This window comes from Leeuwenhoekiella polynyae, assembly GCF_004104075.1.
GTDB lineage: Bacteria > Bacteroidota > Bacteroidia > Flavobacteriales > Flavobacteriaceae > Leeuwenhoekiella > Leeuwenhoekiella polynyae.
In genome coordinates this window covers 217,696-237,349 of sequence record NZ_QOVK01000004.1, presented here as the reverse complement: position 1 = coordinate 237,349, position 19,654 = coordinate 217,696, and the positions used below count along the sequence as shown (strand labels likewise).

The following is a 19,654-nucleotide window of genomic DNA, read 5'->3' as shown; positions in this document are numbered from 1 at the left end:
TATGAAGAAAGCTTCCATTTTTGCATTCTTAATTCTTTTTGGTCTGGTAGCCTGCTCTGATGACCAATACCCAAATCTACAGGATGGCTTATATGCCGAAATCAAAACCAATAAAGGTACGATGGTTGTTCAGCTTTACTATGATAAAGCTCCTGCAGCAGTAGCAAACTTTGTATCGCTGGCTGAAGGCAACAATCCGCTTGCAGATTCAATCTATAAAGGCAAACCGTACTATGACGGTATAACCTTTCACCGCATTATTAAAGATTTTATGATTCAGGGAGGTGACCCTACGGGTACCGGAAGCGGTGGTCCCGGTTATAAATTTCACGATGAATTCAGTCCAGAACTCAAGCATGACACTATAGGTATTCTTTCTATGGCAAATTCTGGTTATGGAACCAACGGTAGTCAATTTTTTATCACCGATGCTCCTACTCCACACCTAGACGGATATGATGCAGAAGACAATTTAAAAAACTGTGAGAATCCGCAAATAGGTTGTCATACCGTTTTTGGTCAGCTTATTTTAGGCTTTGATGTTTTGAAAAGCATTACTGAAGTTGAAATGAAAGATCCTCGAAGAGGAAAGCCAAAAAAAACAGTGACTATAGAATCTGTAAAAATTATTAGAAAAGGAAAAGATGCACGTCACTTTGAAGCTCCCGAAGTCTTTACGGAAGAAATAGATAAAAAAGCTGAAGAAATAGAGCAAGCAGCAGCAGCCCAGCAAAAACTCAAAGAAGATCAAAAAGCAATTTTTGAAGAACAACGTAAAAATGCAGATACGCTAGAAAGTGGCTTAGCATACTATATCACACAAAAAGGAAGCGACGTTAAACCCAAGCGCTCTCAAAAAGTAAAAGTAGATTATGCCGGTTATTTTGAAGATGGAGAATTGTTTGACAGCAATATACTTTCCTGCGCTGAAGAATGGAATATGCAAACGCGACCTAAAGAAGATATGTATGTGCCTTTAAACATCCCATACGGCCCGGAAGCACAAATGATCGCCGGCTTTAAAGAAGGAATTCAACAACTCAATTACGGTGATAAAGCAACCTTATTTATTCCTTACTACTTAGGTTATGGGGAGCGCGGTTATCGTGTGATTCCACCAAGAACAAATTTGGTATTCACTGTAGAATTGCTTGATGACCGAGAACCAGAGAATGAATAATACATAAATTACTTGACTAAATTGGTTGTTTTATTCACTGTAAATGTTAAAGGAAACGCCGTTTATTGTTAAGCTCTTCTAAAATTGAATAAGCTTATCTTAAATCATCAGGAAAGGTGCTAAAAATTGCTAACCTTTCCAGTTCATTAAAAAAAGAGAACAAATGATTACATTCAAAAAAAATATAATAGCGCTAGCACTAACAGGTGCATTAGTAGGAGGATTTAGTCTTACCGCTGCTGCGCAACAAACTCAGGCTGCTGCAAGCGTTAAAGCACAAACTGATGTTACTACAGCAGAGCTGAATAAGTTTGCTGATGCATTTCAGGAAGTGCAGGTTGAAAACCAGGCTGCTCAGCAAAAAATGATGGGAATAATAAAAGAGGAAGGTTTAGATGTACAGCGTTTTACCGAGATTCAAAAAGCGCAGATGAACCCGGAAGCAAAAGTTGAAGCTACAGATGAAGAGCTTAAAATGCACGCAGCTGTAGTTGTAGAACTCAAAAAAATGCAACCTGCATTAGAAAGCAAAATGCAAGAGATTATTGTTGATCACGGTCTGACTTTAGATCGTTATAAAGCAGTTGCTATGGCTTTACAACAAGACAAAAGCTTACAGCAAAAATTTCAAGGAATAATGATGAAGAAACAAACTGAAGGATAATATTTCAGATAAATTCATTTAAAAGGAAAAGGAGTTGCATCGCTGCAACTCCTTTTTTTTGTCTTCAGTTCAACAATTAATTTTTAGCAGGAATATCCTTCAAAATTTCCTGAACAAAAGTCCAGAATTTTTGTACCGAAAAAATACTCGCACGTTCATCTGGAGAGTGAGCACCTCTAATGGTTGGTCCAAAAGAAATCATATCCATCTCTGGATAGTTTTGACCTAGAATACCACATTCTAATCCGGCATGACAAGCAGCTACGTGTGGCTCTTCATTATTGATCTTCTTATATTTTTCAACTAAAATCTTTAAGATAGCGCTGTCCATATTGGGTTTCCATCCCGGGTATTCCCCACTTAAAGTAACTTCACAACCTATCAGTTCAAAAACACTTCTTATTGTATTAGCTAAATCGGTACGAGAAGATTCAACAGAAGAACGCGTTAAACATAAAACTTCGAGTTCGCCATTATACACTAAAACCCGAGCTACATTATTAGAAGTTTCCACAAGACCTTCAATATCTGGACTCATACGGTAAACACCATTCCATACTGCTTGTATCGCTTTTAGAAAGCCTTCTTGCACACCTAGACTCATAACGTTCTCAGGAAGGTCAATTGATTCTAGACTAATTTTTAAATTTGGTTCCATGGTTTTATATTCATCCTGTAAAACTTCAGCAAACTCCTTTATATCACTTTTAAAAGCTTCCTCGTGAACCGTATCTATACAAAATATTGCCACGCTCTCTCGTGGTATAGCATTGCGCAATCCGCCACCATTTACTTCGCTGATGCGTAAGCCATAATTCTCAAAACCGTCTAATAAAATGCGGTTCATAAATTTATTAGCATTCCCCAGACCTTTAATAATATCCATCCCAGAATGCCCTCCTTGCAATCCGTTTACGGTTAGTTGAAAACCGGTTTTTGCTTCTTCAACGGGCTCTTGTTTGTATGTACGTGTAGCGGTGATATCTACTCCACCAGCACACCCTACGCCAATCTCATCATCTTCTTCGGTATCTAAATTGAGTAAAATATCGCCTTTAAGAACACCACCTTTCAATCCCATTGCTCCGGTCATCCCAGTTTCTTCATCAATTGTAAACAAAGCTTCTAAAGCAGGATGTGGTATATCTGCACTTTCCAATAAAGCCATTATAGTTGCAACACCCAGACCGTTATCTGCTCCCAGAGTTGTTCCTTCAGCTTTAACCCAGTCCCCTTCTACTTTCATTTTTATTCCTTCAGAATCAAAATCAAACTGCGTTGCATTATTTTTCTGATGAACCATATCGAGATGAGATTGCAAAACAACCATTTGTCGATCTTCAAGACCAGCAGTAGCGGGTTTTCTGATGATTACATTTCCTACTTCATCAACTAGCGTTTCTAGGTTTAAACCTTCGCCAAATGCTTTCATAAAGGCAATCACACGCTCTTCGTGTTTAGAAGGTCTGGGTACAGCATTGAGATCTGCAAACTTTTGCCAAACGGCTTGGGGCTCTAGCTGTCGTATTTCAGTATTTGTCATAAAATCATTTTTTTGCAAAGGTACTGGTTCTCTTTGAGTCGTTGTTAAATTTGATAAACTACCTTTGGAAGGTATAGAGAACAGAAACAAACGTTAATCTTGGCTTAAACCTTTTTATGCTGAAAATACTCTGATTATCTTAATTAAAACTAACATGCTATTATGAAAAAATTAGATCAACAAACCGTAAAAGAACGCCTCAATAAATTGGAAGGTTGGGAATATAAAAATGATGCTATTCATACTTCTTTTGAGTTTGAGAACTTTAAAGAAGCCTTTGCTACTATGACACGCATTGCTTTTGAAGCAGAATTGCAACAGCATCACCCAGACTGGACGAATGTTTACAATACATTAAACATATCACTGTCTACCCACGATGCAGAAGGCGTTACCGAAAAAGACTTTAAACTCGCTCATATTATTGAAGCTTTACTAGGAAACTAGTAAAATATGCTACCTTATTTTTAAACTGAAATAAGACTTTTTGTAAAGCCTATTTTTGTTAAATTTACCGCCTTTAAAAATATGAATTATGGGAAGAGCATTTGAGTTTAGAAAAGCTCGTAAAATGAAGCGCTGGAGCGCAATGGCTAAAGCCTTTACTCGAATAGGAAAAGACATCGTTATGGCCGTTAAAGAGGGCGGTCCTGATCCTGATTCTAATTCACGTCTGCGAGCAGTTATACAAAATGCTAAGAGTGTAAACATGCCAAAAGACAATATCGAGCGTGCTATAAAACGTGCAAGTGATAAAAGTCTGGGTGAATATAAAGAAGTACTTTTTGAAGGGTATGCTCCTCATGGAATTGCGATTCTTATTGAGACGGCTACAGACAATAACAACCGTACTGTTGCTAATATCAGGTCCTATTTTAATAAGTGCAACGGAAACCTAGGAACCTCGGGTTCTGTTGAATTCATGTTTGATCACACCTGCAACTTTAGAATTAATGCTGAAGGTATAGATGCTGAGGAACTCGAACTCGAACTTATAGATTATGGTGCAGAAGAAGTTTTTGAAGATGAAGACGGAATTCTGATATACGGACCTTTTGGAAGCTTTGGAGCTTTACAGTCTTACCTGGAAGAAGCAGGACACGAAATCCTCTCTAGTGGTTTTGAGCGCATTCCTCAGGTGACTAAGAAGCTTACTGCGGAAGAAGCTGAAGATGTAGAAAAACTTTTAGAAAAAATCGAAGAAGATGATGATGTACAAAACGTTTACCATTCTATGGATGAGAGCTCATCAGATTCTGATTCTTAATAATTAAAATCTTTAGATTTTATAAAAATAAGACTGTCTAATAAGGCTGTCTTTTTTTATGGACTATTTTTCTTCTTACACCGTTTTTTGGTTACTAGCGAAAAGACACTAAACCAGCTTAAAATCGTCTACTTTTTAAATAAAAATATCTGTTTTCTAGATTCTTATAATCAAAAACGGCTTCGAAATTTCGAAGCCGTTTTTGATTTTTATTTAGCGATGTTGACCGCTCTGGTTTCTCGTATAACCGTTATTTTTACTTGCCCGGGATAAGTCATATCTGTTTGTATTTTCTGCGAAATTTCAAAAGACAAAGCTGATGCTTTTTCATCATTTACTTTTTCACTTTCAACAATAACACGAAGTTCTCTACCCGCCTGTATCGCATAAGCTTTTTTAACACCAGCAAAACCAAACGCGATATCTTCAAGGTCTTTCAATCGTTGAATATAAGAATCTAGAACCTGACGTCTTGCTCCCGGTCTTGCCCCGCTAATCGCATCACAAACCTGAACTATAGGCGCCAATAATGTTTTCATTTCTATCTCGTCATGGTGCGCACCAATTGCATTACACACATCTGGCTTTTCTCCATATTTTTCAGCCCACTCCATGCCTAATAACGCGTGAGGCATTTCACTTTCCGTTTCTGGCACTTTACCTATATCGTGTAAAAGACCGGCACGTTTAGCGAGTTTAGGATTAATACCCAACTCAGAAGCCATTGTAGCACATAATTTAGCCACTTCTCTACTGTGTTGTAATAAGTTTTGACCGTAAGAAGAACGGTATTTCATTCTACCTACCGCTTTAATCAATTCAGGATGCAAACCGTGGATACCAAGATCAATTACTGTACGTTTACCAACTTCAACAATTTCCTGTTCAATTTGTTTTGTAGTTTTTTGAACCACTTCTTCTATACGTGCAGGGTGAATCCTACCGTCTGTTACTAACTTGTGTAATGATAATCTGGCAACTTCTCTTCGTACACTATCAAAGCAAGAAAGAATAATCGCTTCTGGGGTATCATCTACTATGATCTCAACTCCGGTAGCAGCTTCGATAGCTCTAATGTTTCGACCTTCACGACCTATGATACGTCCTTTTACATCATCACTTTCTAGGTTAAAAACAGAAACACAGTTTTCAACAGCCTCTTCTGTACCAATACGTTGAATGGTATTAATGATAATTTTTTTAGCATCCTGCTCAGCAGTAAGCTTAGCTTCTTCCATAGCATTTTGAATAAATGCCATTGCATCACTTTTAGCCTGATCTTTTAAAGATTCTACTAATTGCTCTTTTGCATCGTCTGCAGATAAACCAGAAATCACTTCAAGCTGCTGTACTTTACTTGCGTGCAGCTTATCTATATCAGATTGACGCTTATCAAGATATTCAAGACGATCATCATAATCTTTAACTTTAGTCTCTATCTCCTTGTTTAACTTTTTATTCTTAGCAAGTTCACTACTTACTTGTGATTCTTTATCACGAGTACGCTTCTCCGCATCATTTATTTTTTTGTCTCGCGACAAGATTACTTTTTCGTGCTCAGATTTAAGTTCAATAAACTTTTCTTTAGCTTGAAGAATTTTGTCTTTTTTAATAGACTCTCCCTCACTTTTAGCCTCTTTTACAATATTAGCTGCCTCTTTTTTGGCATTGCTAACAATTTGTGAAGCGTTATTTTTTTCTAGCAGCTTTGCTAATAAAAATCCCAGTGTGCCAGCTATTAAGATGACTCCTACGATTATAAGTACTGTATTTCCCATTGAGTTTGTATATATAAAAAAAGCCTACATTGGTAGGGTTTTGTGTAAACTCCTTAAAATAAATCATAGGACTAACGAGCTGATCAAGAATCCGTTCTAAGACGGCGCGCTTTTACAACTCAGACTCATCCCTCTTAAAGAATATAGTGTTGAGTTTACCAAAAAATATAACCAATGTAGGCAGTAAGATTCTATTTTAAAGAACGTTAGGATAACTGACTTTTAACGAGTAATTCCAGGTTTTTAAGCTGTTCTACAGCTTCTGAACTTTCCCCGCTTCCGTCTAAATCCTGTTGTATTGCTTTCGAAGCAAATTGTAAAGCACACATCGCTAAAACATCTTGCTTATCTCTAACAGCATAACTTTGCTCAAATTTTTTAATCATCACCTCAATTTCTTTCGCTGCTTTGCGTAAGCCTTCTTCCTGTTGAGGTTTTATAGTTAAAGGATAAACCCGGTCTGCAATAGATAATTTAATTTTTAAATGTTCAGACATATCCTTAGTTCTAATCTGCAAGTTGTGCGATACACGCATCAAGTTCTCGCATCATAGTATTTATTTTGAGCTTGGTCTCCCGTTTGTATTCGTTACTGCCCAGCATTGCATTAGCAGTTTTAAGTGTACTGTATTTAGCTTCCCAATTTTCCAGAAGGATTTTTAAATCTTTCTGCTCGTGCTTCAACTGCTCATTTTCAGTCGTTAATACTTCATTTTGACGCTGAAGCTTCTGGTACCGATGCACTAATTTGCTAATTACATTTTGCAACGCATCTACACGCTCCAACAGTTCACTCATAACCTAATTTTAACAATGCTTAGTCTCACAAAGTTAACATTCGCTTATTAATATCCCAATACAATCTATTATATTTTTAAAGCTTGTATTTACCTCCCGTAACAAATTGAATTTTAATTTTATAGCTTTCAACAGGTTACATAGGTATTAGACGTAAGACTATTTTTTCAATACAAGTTTATAGTAACAAATAGTCTGCACCTATAAATATCACTTACAATAATTAGATTGCCGTAGCGATTTATACAGTAGGTCTTCACAAAATATTTATCTTAGCTTTTCTATGAAAAAAAGAATTACACTCCTATTATTAACTATAAGTCTTGCTTCAAAAGCACAGTCTGATTTCCCTCAAAATGAATTCATTCCACCATTAAGAATACCTACTGTATTTGCCGGTACTTTTGGAGAATTGCGCAGCAATCACTTTCATAGTGGCCTTGATATAAAAACACAACAGCGTACCGGACTTGATGTTCTGGCAAGTGCAACAGGTTACGTAAGCAGGATTAAAGTCTCTCATTATGGTTATGGTAAAGCACTTTATATCACGCACCCAAATGGATATACTACGGTTTATGGTCATTTAAATGCGTACGGACCTACCATCGAGGAATATGTAAAAGCTAAACAGTATGAAGCCGAAAGCTATGAAGTAGAACTTTTTCCTAATCCTGATGAGCTTTCGGTAACTCAGGGAGATTTGGTAGCTTATAGCGGCAATACAGGTGGAAGTGGTGGTCCGCACGTTCATTTTGAAATACGAGATAAAAATGAGCGCCCGCTAAACGCGCAACTCTTTGGTATACAGGCACCAGATCATCGTGATCCTTTATTAAAAGATCTGGTCGTTTATCCATTAAGCGACAGCAGTCAGGTGAATCAATCTCAAAAGCAACAGCGTTTACGTTTTACAAAACAACCCGACGGAACCTTTTTAAGCGAAAAGATCAACGCCTATGGTACTATTGGTTTTGCTTTGGGAACTGTTGACCAGCAAGACGGTGCAAATAACAATAATGGTATCTATAAGATTGAAACCACACTGAATGGAGAGAAGATATTAGAAGTTGAGATGGACAAATTCTCTTTTGCTGAAACACGCTATCTCAACAGAATGATAGATTATGCACTTTTTGAAGGTGAACGCGACCGAGTTCAAAAGCTATTTATTGAGCGCAACAACCCATTGAGTATTTACAAATTTGAGAAAGATAAGGGCATTTTAAATCTAACTCAAACCGGTAATTCTTCTATATACACCATTACAGTTTCAGATATACAAGGAAATACGAGTAAACTGGTAGTACCTATAAACATTAGAAAGGATAGTATTTTAACAACAAAGAACAAAAAAAATAGTCCATATTTTGTTCAGGCAGATGCGAGTCAGAATTTTGAAGTTGGTGATTGGGACATTTTCATTCCAGAAGGTTCATTCTATGATGATTATTTCCTTGACATTTCAGCAAATACAGATGCTTTGCATCTTGATGAAGATTTAATTCCTGTACATAAATACATCAGACTTGCGTATGATGTATCTGATTTTCAGCCTCAGGATCGTGAAAAACTTTACATAGGCAGAGTAAATTATAGAGGTCTACTGCGCTTTGAAGGAGCAAAACTTGAAGATGATCACATTACTGCAACCGTTAATGCTTTAGGAGATTTTAAATTGGGATTAGACACCAAACCTCCTAAAATCCAATCTTTAGATTTTACGGATGGAAAATGGATATCGAATTTAAATACTATGAACTTTAAAATTACAGATCAAGACACGGGTATAAAAAGCTATCGCGCTACCATCAATGGGAAATTTGCTTTGATGGAATATGAATACAAAAAAAAACTGCTCACCTATAATTTTGAAGATGATATAAGCATTAGCGGAGCAAATTCATTCAAACTCATTGTGACTGATAATGTAGGAAATAGTACTACTTTTGAAGCAACCTTTTATAGAAAATAAACCTATTGAAAGCGCTACCCCATTATTTCTTTTTACTTCTTTGTTTCGGGATCGCTCCTGCATTACTCGCACAAACTGCAACTTTAAAAGGGATTGCTTTTGACGAAAATAATGCCACATTATCAGATGTGAATGTTTCGTATGCAGATGGAGGAACACTTACGGATGAAAGCGGATTCTATTCTTTAGAAATTCCTACAGAACACGTTATCACGGTTCGGTTTACACAGTTAGGGTTTAAGACTTTAGAAGTTAAATTTTCCCTTCAGAAAAATGAGCTCTTTGAATTTAATCCTGTTTTAAATACAAAGATTGAGCAAATAAGCGAGGTTGTTATTTCATCTGAAAATCGGGCTAGAATTGAAGGCGTAATTAATCTCGATCCAAAAACTGTACGCAAAATACCCGGTGCAAATCCCGGAGTTGAAAATCTTTTACAATCTTTACCCGGAGTAAGTTCTAATAATGAATTGAGTACCCAGTATGCTGTGCGTGGAGGGAATTATGATGAGAATCTGGTTTATATAAATGACATTGAAGTCTATCGACCTTTTTTAATACGCTCCGGTCAACAAGAAGGATTAAGTATCGTTAATCCTGATCTAGTAAGAGATATCGATTTTAGTGCTGGAGGATTTCAGGTAAAGTATGGTGATAAATTAGCTTCGGTTTTAGATATCACGTATCGCCGGCCGGTAGATTTTGCAGCTTCGGTAGATCTCAGCCTGTTGGGTGTTAATTTTTCCGCCGAAGGCTTGAGTAAAAATAAAAAGTTTACTGCACTTGTAGGCGCCAGATATTGGGATAATAGCCTTCTCGTAAACGCTAAGCAAACAGAAACCAATTATAAGCCCAGGTTCACAGATGTACAAACCTTTTTGACGTATACCTTCAATTCTAAATTTGAACTGGACTTTTTAGGAAATATAGGCGTGAACAGATACAGCTATCAGCCGCAAACGCGCCAGACAAACTTTGGTACGCTTGCTGATCCCATAGCGCTCATTGTTGTTTATGACGGCCAGGAAGAAGATAAATATGAGACGTATTTTGGAGCCTTTTCAGGAACATACAAACCTAATGATCATCTAAACCTAAAGTTAATCGCCTCATCTTATCACACGCAGGAGCAAGAACATTATGATATAGATGCGCAATATGCTTTGGGAACGCCCAGCACCAATATAGACAATGCTTCCGCTGGTGAAGTAGATTTTACACGAGCAATAGGCTCCCAACTTACACATGCACGGAACGATTTGGATGCATTGATTGTAAATCTTCAGCATAAAGGGCAGTATCAAAAAGGAAATGATCAACTAGATTGGGGATTAATATATACTAGAGAATCTATTCGCGACCGTTTGCAAGAATATGAGATTATTGATTCTGCAGGATTTTCTATTAGACCTCCGCTCGAAGGATTTACTAATCAACAACCCTACGCAGCTTTTGATGCTCCACTACAGCCTTTTAGTTCGCGAAGAGCACAGAATGATGTAGTAATTGATAGAGTTTCCGGTTACATGCAGTATAGTAAGCGCCTCAACTGGAATACCTCCAAAGCCTGGTATAATCTAGGTATACGCAGTCAGTTATGGACGGTAAGCGGACAGGATATCGCTTCGAAAACCCAACAAGTTGTGAGTCCGCGTGGGCAATTCAGTCTAAAACCGAATTGGAAAAATACAGATATGATTTTTAGGCTTTCTGCCGGAATGTATCATCAGCCTCCTTTTTACAGAGAGTTGCGCGATATGCAAGGACAAGTTATTCCTGATGTGAAAGCACAGCAAAGCATTCATCTCGTAGCTGGAAACGACTGGAGTTTTGAACTTTGGGGTCGGCCTTTTACACTTACTAGTGAAGCATATTACAAATCCTTAAGCGATGTAAATACTTATACTTTAGAGAATGTAAGAATACGCTACAGAGCAAAAAATGATGCGGAAGCTTACGCTTATGGTTTAGATTTGAGATTATCTGGAGAGTTCGTACCGGGAACAGAAAGTTGGATCAGCCTAGGAATTCTTAAAACAGAAGAAAATATTCAAAATCGCGGTTATATTGCCCGGCCAACAGATCAACGTTTTAAACTGGGGTTTTTATTTCAGGATTATGTACCCACAATTCCTGATTTGAAATTATACCTTAATATGGTTTATCAATCCGGTTTACCGGGAGGATCGCCAAACTACGCAGATCCTTATGTGTACCAAACCCGGTTACCATTCTATTTTAGAGCCGATGTTGGGTTTGCATATACCATCATAAATCCCAAAAGAGCTTTAAAAAATAATTCTATTTTTAAAGAACTAAGCGCCGGTCTGGAAATCTTTAATATATTTGACCGAAACAACAGCATCACCAATACGTTTGTAAGAGATGCTGCTACTCAGCAACAGTATGCGGTGCCTAATTACCTAACACCCCGTGTCTTTAATGTAAAAGTTAGTGCTCAATTTTAACTAGGCAACAAACTCTTTTAAGGTAGAAACTACATAGTCTACTTCTTCTTTGGTGTTTTCGTGAGAAAAAGAGAAACGAATAGAAGGCTTGTCTAGCTTGTCTTTAGATAAAAATGCATTTAAAACGTGACTTCCTTGATCGCTTCCGCTTTGACAAGCACTTCCTTTAGAACACGCAATTCCTTTTAAATCTAATTGAAATAAAAGCATTAAAGCTTTATTAGGAGGCACCGGTAAACATACATTCAATAAGGTGTATGTGCTAAGGCTTCCGTTGTGACAATTTCCATTAAAATGTACCCCCGGAATATTTTTCTCTAACTGCTCCTTAAAATACCATTTGATTTCTTCGATATGCTTACGTTCTGCATTAAGATTCTCCTGAGCTTTTATCAATGCAGTTTCCATGCCTGCAATATTATGCACCGGCTCTGTTCCTGCACGGCTTCCGCGTTCTTGACCACCACCAAAAATCAAAGATTTAACTTTACTATTTTTCCGAAGAAAAGCAAAACCAACACCTTTTGGTCCGTGAAATTTATGAGCTGCAGCAGCGATAAAATCTACAGGTATTTCGCTAAGATTCAAATCAAAATGACCTACAGATTGCACCATATCACTATGAAACAACGCATCGTGCGCTTTTGCCAATTTAGATACTGCTTTAATATCTAACATATTACCGATTTCATTATTGATATGCATCAGACTTATTAAAGTCTTTTCTTTGTTTTCTGCTAGTAAGGCTTCAAGGTTATCCATATCAACACTACCACACTCTTTAATTTTAAGCATAGAAACCTTTATGCCATAAGCCAATTGTAAATGCTCTACCACATGAATTACGGCATGATGCTCTATAGGACTCGTGATAATATGACGCACACCAAGATCACGTACAGCACTATTGATAATAAGATTATCAGCTTCAGTACCTCCGGAAGTAAAAACAATCTCTGCCGGGGTTACGTGTAAATAACTTGCAATTGTTTTTCTAGCCTGTTCTATAATTGTTTTTGCTTTACGCCCTACAGCATGGGTTGAAGAAGGATTACCCGGGATATCGCGCATAACTTCAATCATACGATCTAATACTTCAGGGCGAATAGCTGTAGTTGCAGCATTATCAAAATATACTTGCGTCATCATTAAAATTTAGAGGCACAAAATTAACTAGAATAAAATTATTTAGACCTCATTAACGTTAGTAAAGTTCAATTCGGTTATTTTTGCCCAAAATCATTTACTGCGCTATGAAAAAGCACCTGTTTCTACTATTTTCTATATTGCTATTAATTTCTTGTGATGACGGAGATGTTATTGTCACTTCATTTGATTTTAGTGATCAAAATATAGCGTATTGTTCTACTGTAGATAACAACGAGACAGAAGTGACCAACTATATTTTTTATAAAATAAATCCGGATACAAACGAAGCTATCGCTTTTAGAATTAGCACAAGTGACCCTATTTTAACCGAGCCTAGCGGAACAAATACATACACTTTTACGCTAGGAAGTAGTTCTTCAACGTTTGTTTCTTACCGTATTTTTAATAGTCCTGTAACTTCAGATTATTTTTGTTCTGAATTACCACCGACGCAACCTACAGTTTCTAAAGAATATAAAAGTGCAGAAGGCACAGTGACTATAGTAACTCAGGGGGATTATGATGATAATGACGGTATAGATGCTGAATTTGAAATGACCTTATTGGGCGAAGCGGACTACGATGGTGATGGCATCCCAAATTATTATGATTTTGATGATGATGGTGATAATGTACCTACCATTCAAGAAGGTGTTGCTTTTAATGATGATGGATCAATAGACATAGAAGGTTCATTAGATACTGATGGTGATGGGACTCCTGATTTTTTAGATCCTGATGACGATGGGGATGGTGTGCTAACTATAAATGAGGCAAATCCTGATGGTGAAGATGCCACGCCATTAAACCCTACAAATACTCAAACAGTTGATGGTGTCCCTGATTATTTAAATGATACTGAAACAACCGATTATGGAATCAATGAATATCGAAATCATCCTTTCACCTTGAAGAATATTACTTTAACGATAAATCTCACTAATTTAGTCTTTATAAATGCTGATGGCAGTGAGACTATTAGACAAGAAGAATTGCTTTTTGGTGATTATAATGCTCCCAATCAAACAGGCATTCTTTCACCTGAATTTTCTGATTAATTCTGGTAAATATAAATTTCTGTAGCACCTAGCCCATATTTCTGGTAGTCAGCATCATAAAACTTAATATTTTCATACCTGGAAAAGAGATATTCGAGTTCTGCTTTTAAAACTCCGGCTCCAACCCCATGAATAAAAACGACTCTTTGAATACGTTTTTTAACGGCGAACTCGAGTTTATGTCTGGCTGTATCAATTTGTAAGTTCAATTTATCGTGAGAAGACATACCTCGCTCATTTGAGGTAAGTTGGTGAATATGCAAATCCACCTCCATTGGAGGTATTGTACCTTTAATCTTTTGAGTAGTACTTTTCTTCTTTTTGTAAGCCTTTTCCTTTTCAGAAACCAACGCTTCAAAGTCATCAGGCTCCTCAATTTCTAAGTTATGATTGGGAACAATTTCGCTTGCATTTACTTCAAACTCAAAACCATCCTCAGTCGAAATAAAAATCCGCTCATCTAAAATTTTCGTAATTACACCAGAGAAGTCATCATCCAAAAGTGTAACTGACTGACCTATTTTAAATTGTGAATTCATTCCTCAACTATTAATTCGATAAAAAGCACTGAAATTACTTCGAACAACGCAGTTCATATTGTAATTTTAGTATCTTTACAAAAATATTCCTTTATGAGAAATTTTTACCCCAAATTATTCTTTTTAATGTTGCCATTCTTGGTATCAGGTCAATTGTATATTGGTGACGGCTCAAGTAGCTCCTATGTTTACAATAAAGGAGAAATTGTTTTTGTAACTCAAGATGTAAGTCTTCAAGGAGGTCCAGATCAAGAAGGGGGGAATTTTTATCTTAGAGAAGAAGGTCAATTAATACAGGGAGACGATGCAAGTGTAAATACAGGAGATGGTATAGTTTCAGTTTATCAAATAAACACACAAAATAAGTGGGATTATCATTATTGGACATCTCCGGTAGGTGACCCTGACAAATCTGCTTCAGGTAATGGAAATTCTGGTAATGTAAGTTTTTATCTAAGTGACGATGATAATGGAGGTTTATATAAGACAGATGTGCTCAGTCCAATTGCAGCTAGTCCTATTACTTTTACCACAAATTTTAACAGCTCTATAACAAATGAAAATGATTTTAGCTTATCAAATTATTGGCTTTATAAATTTGTAGCTACAACAGGGTATGGTAACTGGCAAAAAATAACTGCCTCCAATCCTTTAGCTTCTGGAGAAGGATTCACTATGAAGGGACTTGGAGACGGAACTAGTCCTTCTGGTATAGTTCCTATAGATTTTAGAGGTAGACCTAATAATGGAACCATAAATGTTACAGTAGCTGATAATAATTTAACATTAGTCGGTAACCCTTATACTTCGGCTATTAACCTTAATTTTTATTTACTATCTAACTCATTAGCTACAGGTACATCTCTTGCTGGATGTTTAGGCACCTATCCAAGTTCTTATACTCCAACTGCAATTGGTGAAAATATTACTGGCGTAGCTTACTTCTGGGAATCAGACCCCAATGTTAAGTCTCATTATATTAAAGATTATGAAGGAGGCTATGGAACATTTTCACCTGAAGCTAGCTGTAACTCTACCGGAACTTATGAAAGTCCTGTATTTATAGAATATAACAATGAAGGAGAACCTGTATTGGATACAGATGGTAATGCTGTTGAAACAGGATTAATCGGTAGTACTGCAGAACGGCATTTTACTCCAATTGGTCAAGGTTTCTTTGTAAATGGGGCTAAAGCTGGTTCTGTAACTGCTAAAAATGAATTTAGAGTTTTTATAAAAGAAACTGAAAATCCTTATTCTCAATTTAAGAGTAAAACAGAATCTAAGATAAAGTCTTCTTCTAAAATTAAAAGTTCTCCAAAAAAAGCGGGAGAATTTAATTTAAATGAAGACGGAGTTATTATTCTCTCTAAATTCCGAATTAAAACTTTAGTTAATAAATCTTATACTCGTGGATTAACTGGTGTAATGTTAGATGAAGCTACTCTTGGTTATGATATTGCAGGTGACGGAAACAATGTTTCTGAACTACCTTCTGATATAAATTTTTTAGTTTCGGAAGGTAATGATTATCCATTCTTAATAAATCTTTTTCCTTACGATATTGATGTCGCATTACCTTTAAAAATCTCTGGAGCCGCTGAAATTAACACCTATGAAATGCAAGTTTCCGGATTAAACTTCACTCCAGATGAGAGTATTTATCTACATGATAAACAGACTGATGAGTATCATGATATTTTGAATGAATCCTATGAGTTTGAACTAGAAAAGGGAACTTATACAGATCGATTTGAAGTTGTTTTTAAAGATGCTAAGACTCTTGACATAGAAGAAGTTGAAGAAGTTAAACGCTCTTTTAATATTTATCAAAATAATGGTAGAGCAGAATTGACTGTCCTAAACCCATTAGAAACTGAGCTGAAAGAAATTAACGTTTTTGACATTCACGGTCGTTTATTGGTATCTAAATTAAATGAAGGCAGAAACTCAAAAGTTACTATTCCTTCTAGTGCTTGGAGTGATGGAATCTACATAGTACGCGTAACAACTCGTGAGAATATTGAATATTCTAAAAAAATATCTGTAAAGAATTTAAAATAATTTATGGAAGAATATATGCTTCCCTGCCTTAATAAAAAGTATTTTGGGTTTGAGTGTATGGGGTGTGGTGTACAACGATCTTTAGTGGCTCTTTTTAAGGGCCATTTTACTGAAGCATTTTCACTATATCCTGCTATATTTCCATTAGTATTTTTAGGTATTGCTATTGGAATTAATATTTTTTTTGGTTTAAAATATACTAATCGTATCATTTCATTTTTGGCGATCTTATCTGTAACCACTATTATTGTAAGCTACATTCTTAAACTAACAACCTAATATGGAACAACAAAAATTACCTAACGCAACAATATCATTAATTCTTGGGATAATTTCTTTTATCGCTTGCTGCTTCAGTTCTGGCTTTGGAGGTGTTATACTTTCTGCAATTGCACTCTATCTTGCTAACAAAGACAAAAAAGTAGGTGATCAAAATCCTGAAATTTATGAGAATTATGGTCAAGTTAAAACTGCCAGAATTATTGCAATCATCGGTTTAGTGTTATCTATTATAATATCAATTATATGTTTAATCTTTATTATAATATTTGGTAGCGTAGAGGCTATACAGGAATGGGCCTTAGAAATGCAAAATGCTCAGGCATAAAATACAATCTTTATTGAAATAAAAAAGTCTGAAAACATATGTTTTCAGACTTTTTTATTTTCTTAAATCAACAAAAATCTTGACAATTGTATAGGTGATTCTTCTAAAACGAATGTCTACTTTTGCCAAATTAAATGCGCTAAAATGGCTTATCAGTTAGATACATATTTAAAAGACTTTACAAAATACATTGAGAATTGGGGGATCGTTCCATTCTACGCAGAAATGCTTTCGGTTTTCATCAATGGTTTTATTTTTATTCTACTTCTCGCGCTATTAGATAAACTTCTTAAGAGAGTTATAGTTGAGGTCTTTAAAGTATTTAGCAACAAAACCAAGACATCTTTTGACGACTTTTTAATCCTTACTAATTTTCCAAGATATATAGCTCATATTATTCCGCTAGCTATATTTAAGTGGTTCTTTATTCAGCTTTTAGTAGATTATCAAGTTACTTTATACTGGCTATTAAAAGCCTTCAATATTTATGTAATTCTTCTGATATTAAAAATCTTAAGAAGTTTACTTAGAACCTCAAGAGATTATTTTCAAACTAAAAAAGAATTCCATGATAAACCGCTCCAAAGTTATCTTCAGGTAACGATGTTGTTTTTATGGGGTATAGGTATTTTCTTTTTTACACTAGAGCTTTTTGATAAAAATGCAATGAATTTTGTATTACAGTTGGGAGCTGCATCTGCTGTGATATTACTCATTTTTAAAGACACCATACTAGGTTTTGTAGCTTCAATACAAGTTTCTATTAATGATATTGTACGCATTGGAGATTGGATAACGTTTAGCAAGTATGGTGCAGATGGTTATGTGACTGAAATAAACCTTGCCACCGTACGCGTACAAAACTGGGACATGACCTTTACGACGATTCCTACCTACAGTCTTATTTCTGATTCTTTTCAGAACTGGAGAGGTATGCAGGAAAGTGGTGGTAGACGTATCAAAAGATCTATAATGATTAAACAAAACTCAGTCAAATTTCTAACTTCTAACGAATTGTCTGAACTTAAAAAAATACAACTAGTAGCTCCTTATATTGAACATATGGAGAAAGAAGTCATTCGTAGCAATCGTAAACACGAAGTAGACGACAGTCTTGCGATAAATGGGCTCAATCAAACAAATCTAGGAGTTTTCAGAAAATATATTGATGCTTATTTATATGAACTCCCGGGTATTAATAAAGATATGTTCATGATGGTAAGGCACTTACCTCCTACTCCTCAGGGTATTCCTATTGAGATCTTCTGTTTTAGCAGTGATAAACGCTGGGAAAATTATGAACTTATCCAAGCAGATTTATTTGATCATATTATCGCTGCTGTACCCTATTTTAATTTGGAAATCTTTGAAGAACCCTCTTCAAAGGATATTACAAGTTTTTTAACGCAACACCAGAATTATAAAGATTAGCTTACCCAAAATTGAAACTTGAAGTTTCATTACCTTACTAACCTAACCTAAATGACCTTTAAAAACATTCTCCAAATTCTTGGGGGTATTGCTGTTGTGCTTACACTTGTGCCTTTTGTTGCGGCAGATTATTGGTGGATACGTGTTTTTGACTTTCCGCATATGCAGCTAACTATTTTTACTGCTATAGCTACAATAGCTTATTTAATGAAGTTTGATATTAAATGGGCAAAGGATTACGCTTTTATGACAATAATGATAGTTTGCCTTACCGTACAAGCCATTAAAATTTACCCCTATACTCCCATTTCTCCTTTTGAAGTTTTAAATGCCACTGAATATGATAAAGAAAGTCAATTTAGTGTTTTGGTATCTAATGTTTTACAGAAAAACAAAAACCATAAACTCCTTTTAGAGGAAGTAAAACAAAAAGATCCGGATATTTTACTTCTCTTAGAAGCAGATACAGTGTGGCTCAATGCAGTAAATAATGAACTAAAAGAAGAATATCCCTATTATAGAGGCTCCCCCATTAGCAATACCTACGGTATGCTTTTGTACTCAAAATTACCTCTCGTTAATCCAGAAGTTCATTATCTAATAGATGATAGTATACCATCTATCGATGCTCAAGTTCAATTAAAATCAGGTGAGAAAATTCAACTTTACGCAATACATCCTACACCGCCAATGCCACAGCATAATACACGCTCTACAGACCGTGATGCCGAGATGATGAAAACTGCTTTCAAAAGCAGAAAATCTAAATTACCAGTATTAGTAATAGGTGATTTCAATGATGTCGCCTGGTCAGAATCTACAGAACTTTTTAAAGAAGTTAGCGAGCTACTCGATCTTCGAATTGGTAGAGGTTTATTCAATACGTTTAGTGCAGATAGTAATATTATGCGTTGGCCCTTGGATCATATCTTCGTTTCAGAGCATTTTAAAGCTGTCGAGGTTTTAAGAGGAAATGACATCGATTCTGATCACTTTCCTGCATATGCAAAACTCAGTTTAGAACCTGAAGGAAAGGACGCGCAATTACCCAAACTACCTACGGAAGGTCAACTTAAAAATGCTTATGAAATTATAGAAAAAGAAGCTACTCAAAAAGACACTAAACAATAATA

18 protein-coding genes and 1 other RNA gene are annotated in these 19,654 nt (G+C 35.9%); 12 read left to right on the top strand and 7 right to left on the bottom strand.

The annotated features are described in order from the left end of the window. Position 1: 1 nt before the first annotated feature. Positions 2–1,180: a peptidylprolyl isomerase gene (locus DSM02_RS07670; RefSeq protein WP_128765064.1), complete on the top strand. Its 1,179-nt coding sequence runs from the start codon at positions 2–4 to the stop codon at positions 1,178–1,180. A 163-nt stretch (positions 1,181–1,343) separates the two neighbouring features. Then, positions 1,344–1,844 carry a DUF4168 domain-containing protein gene (locus tag DSM02_RS07665; RefSeq protein WP_128765063.1) on the top strand — a complete coding sequence of 167 codons (501 nt, stop codon included), beginning with the start codon at positions 1,344–1,346 and terminating at the stop codon, positions 1,842–1,844. A 76-nt stretch (positions 1,845–1,920) separates the two neighbouring features. On the opposite strand, the gene DSM02_RS07660 is transcribed toward DSM02_RS07665, so the two are convergent. Continuing rightward, positions 1,921–3,387, bottom strand: coding sequence for an aminoacyl-histidine dipeptidase (locus DSM02_RS07660; protein ID WP_128765062.1), 1,467 nt, complete (start codon positions 3,385–3,387; stop codon positions 1,921–1,923). A gap of 162 nt (positions 3,388–3,549) precedes the next feature. On the opposite strand from DSM02_RS07660, the gene DSM02_RS07655 reads away from it, so the two are divergent. After that, positions 3,550–3,834, top strand: coding sequence for a 4a-hydroxytetrahydrobiopterin dehydratase (locus DSM02_RS07655; RefSeq protein WP_128765061.1), 285 nt, complete (start codon positions 3,550–3,552; stop codon positions 3,832–3,834). Positions 3,835–3,922: 88 nt separating this feature from the next. Then, on the top strand, positions 3,923–4,654 hold the full coding sequence (locus DSM02_RS07650) for a YebC/PmpR family DNA-binding transcriptional regulator (protein ID WP_128765060.1): 732 nt from the start codon (positions 3,923–3,925) through the stop codon (positions 4,652–4,654). Between the two features lie 209 nt (positions 4,655–4,863). Here the strand turns inward: DSM02_RS07650 and rny are convergent, their stop codons facing one another. The 4 genes from rny to DSM02_RS07630 all read right to left on the bottom strand — a co-directional run bounded on the left by rny (position 4,864) and on the right by DSM02_RS07630 (position 7,230). Continuing rightward, positions 4,864–6,432, bottom strand: a complete 1,569-nt coding sequence (rny, locus tag DSM02_RS07645) for a ribonuclease Y (protein ID WP_128765059.1) — start codon at positions 6,430–6,432, stop codon at positions 4,864–4,866. A gap of 46 nt (positions 6,433–6,478) precedes the next feature. Next, positions 6,479–6,587, bottom strand: a non-coding RNA gene (ssrS, locus tag DSM02_RS07640) — 6S RNA. A gap of 51 nt (positions 6,588–6,638) precedes the next feature. Then, complete coding sequence (locus tag DSM02_RS07635) at positions 6,639–6,929, bottom strand: cell division protein ZapA (protein WP_128761000.1); 291 nt, start codon at positions 6,927–6,929, stop codon at positions 6,639–6,641. A 10-nt stretch (positions 6,930–6,939) separates the two neighbouring features. Next, positions 6,940–7,230 carry a hypothetical protein gene (locus DSM02_RS07630; protein ID WP_128765058.1) on the bottom strand — a complete coding sequence of 97 codons (291 nt, stop codon included), beginning with the start codon at positions 7,228–7,230 and terminating at the stop codon, positions 6,940–6,942. Positions 7,231–7,513: 283 nt separating this feature from the next. On the opposite strand from DSM02_RS07630, the gene DSM02_RS07625 reads away from it, so the two are divergent. Continuing rightward, positions 7,514–9,205 (top strand): M23 family metallopeptidase, encoded by a 1,692-nt coding sequence (locus DSM02_RS07625; protein WP_128765057.1) that lies wholly within the window; start codon positions 7,514–7,516, stop codon positions 9,203–9,205. A 5-nt stretch (positions 9,206–9,210) separates the two neighbouring features. After that, on the top strand, positions 9,211–11,673 hold the full coding sequence (locus tag DSM02_RS07620; RefSeq protein ID WP_128765056.1) for a TonB-dependent receptor: 2,463 nt from the start codon (positions 9,211–9,213) through the stop codon (positions 11,671–11,673). On the opposite strand, the gene DSM02_RS07615 is transcribed toward DSM02_RS07620, so the two are convergent. Next, positions 11,674–12,819: a cysteine desulfurase family protein gene (locus DSM02_RS07615; RefSeq protein ID WP_128765086.1), complete on the bottom strand. Its 1,146-nt coding sequence runs from the start codon at positions 12,817–12,819 to the stop codon at positions 11,674–11,676. A gap of 107 nt (positions 12,820–12,926) precedes the next feature. Between DSM02_RS07615 and DSM02_RS07610 the strand changes: the two genes are divergently transcribed. Further along, positions 12,927–13,880, top strand: coding sequence for a hypothetical protein (locus DSM02_RS07610; protein ID WP_128765055.1), 954 nt, complete (start codon positions 12,927–12,929; stop codon positions 13,878–13,880). On the opposite strand, the gene DSM02_RS07605 is transcribed toward DSM02_RS07610, so the two are convergent. Continuing rightward, the gene (locus DSM02_RS07605) at positions 13,877–14,419 is read right to left on the bottom strand and encodes a Smr/MutS family protein (protein WP_128765054.1); all 543 of its coding nucleotides are present in this window, start codon (positions 14,417–14,419) and stop codon (positions 13,877–13,879) included. The genes DSM02_RS07610 and DSM02_RS07605 overlap by 4 nt on opposite strands. A gap of 93 nt (positions 14,420–14,512) precedes the next feature. Here DSM02_RS07605 and DSM02_RS07600 point away from each other — a divergent pair, with 93 nt between their 5' ends. From DSM02_RS07600 to DSM02_RS07580, 5 genes are all read left to right on the top strand, one after another. After that, a complete protein-coding gene (locus DSM02_RS07600; protein WP_128765053.1) occupies positions 14,513–16,483 on the top strand; it encodes a T9SS type A sorting domain-containing protein in 1,971 nt (656 codons plus the stop codon). A 3-nt stretch (positions 16,484–16,486) separates the two neighbouring features. Further along, entirely contained in the window at positions 16,487–16,762 is a 276-nt protein-coding gene (locus tag DSM02_RS07595) for a DUF2752 domain-containing protein (protein WP_128765052.1), read from the top strand. 1 nt (position 16,763) lies between these two features. Next, entirely contained in the window at positions 16,764–17,090 is a 327-nt protein-coding gene (locus DSM02_RS07590; RefSeq protein ID WP_128765051.1) for a CCC motif membrane protein, read from the top strand. A gap of 144 nt (positions 17,091–17,234) precedes the next feature. Further along, on the top strand, positions 17,235–18,521 hold the full coding sequence (locus DSM02_RS07585) for a mechanosensitive ion channel family protein (protein ID WP_128765050.1): 1,287 nt from the start codon (positions 17,235–17,237) through the stop codon (positions 18,519–18,521). A gap of 51 nt (positions 18,522–18,572) precedes the next feature. Then, positions 18,573–19,652 carry an endonuclease/exonuclease/phosphatase family protein gene (locus DSM02_RS07580; RefSeq protein WP_128765049.1) on the top strand — a complete coding sequence of 360 codons (1,080 nt, stop codon included), beginning with the start codon at positions 18,573–18,575 and terminating at the stop codon, positions 19,650–19,652. Positions 19,653–19,654 lie beyond the last annotated feature (2 nt).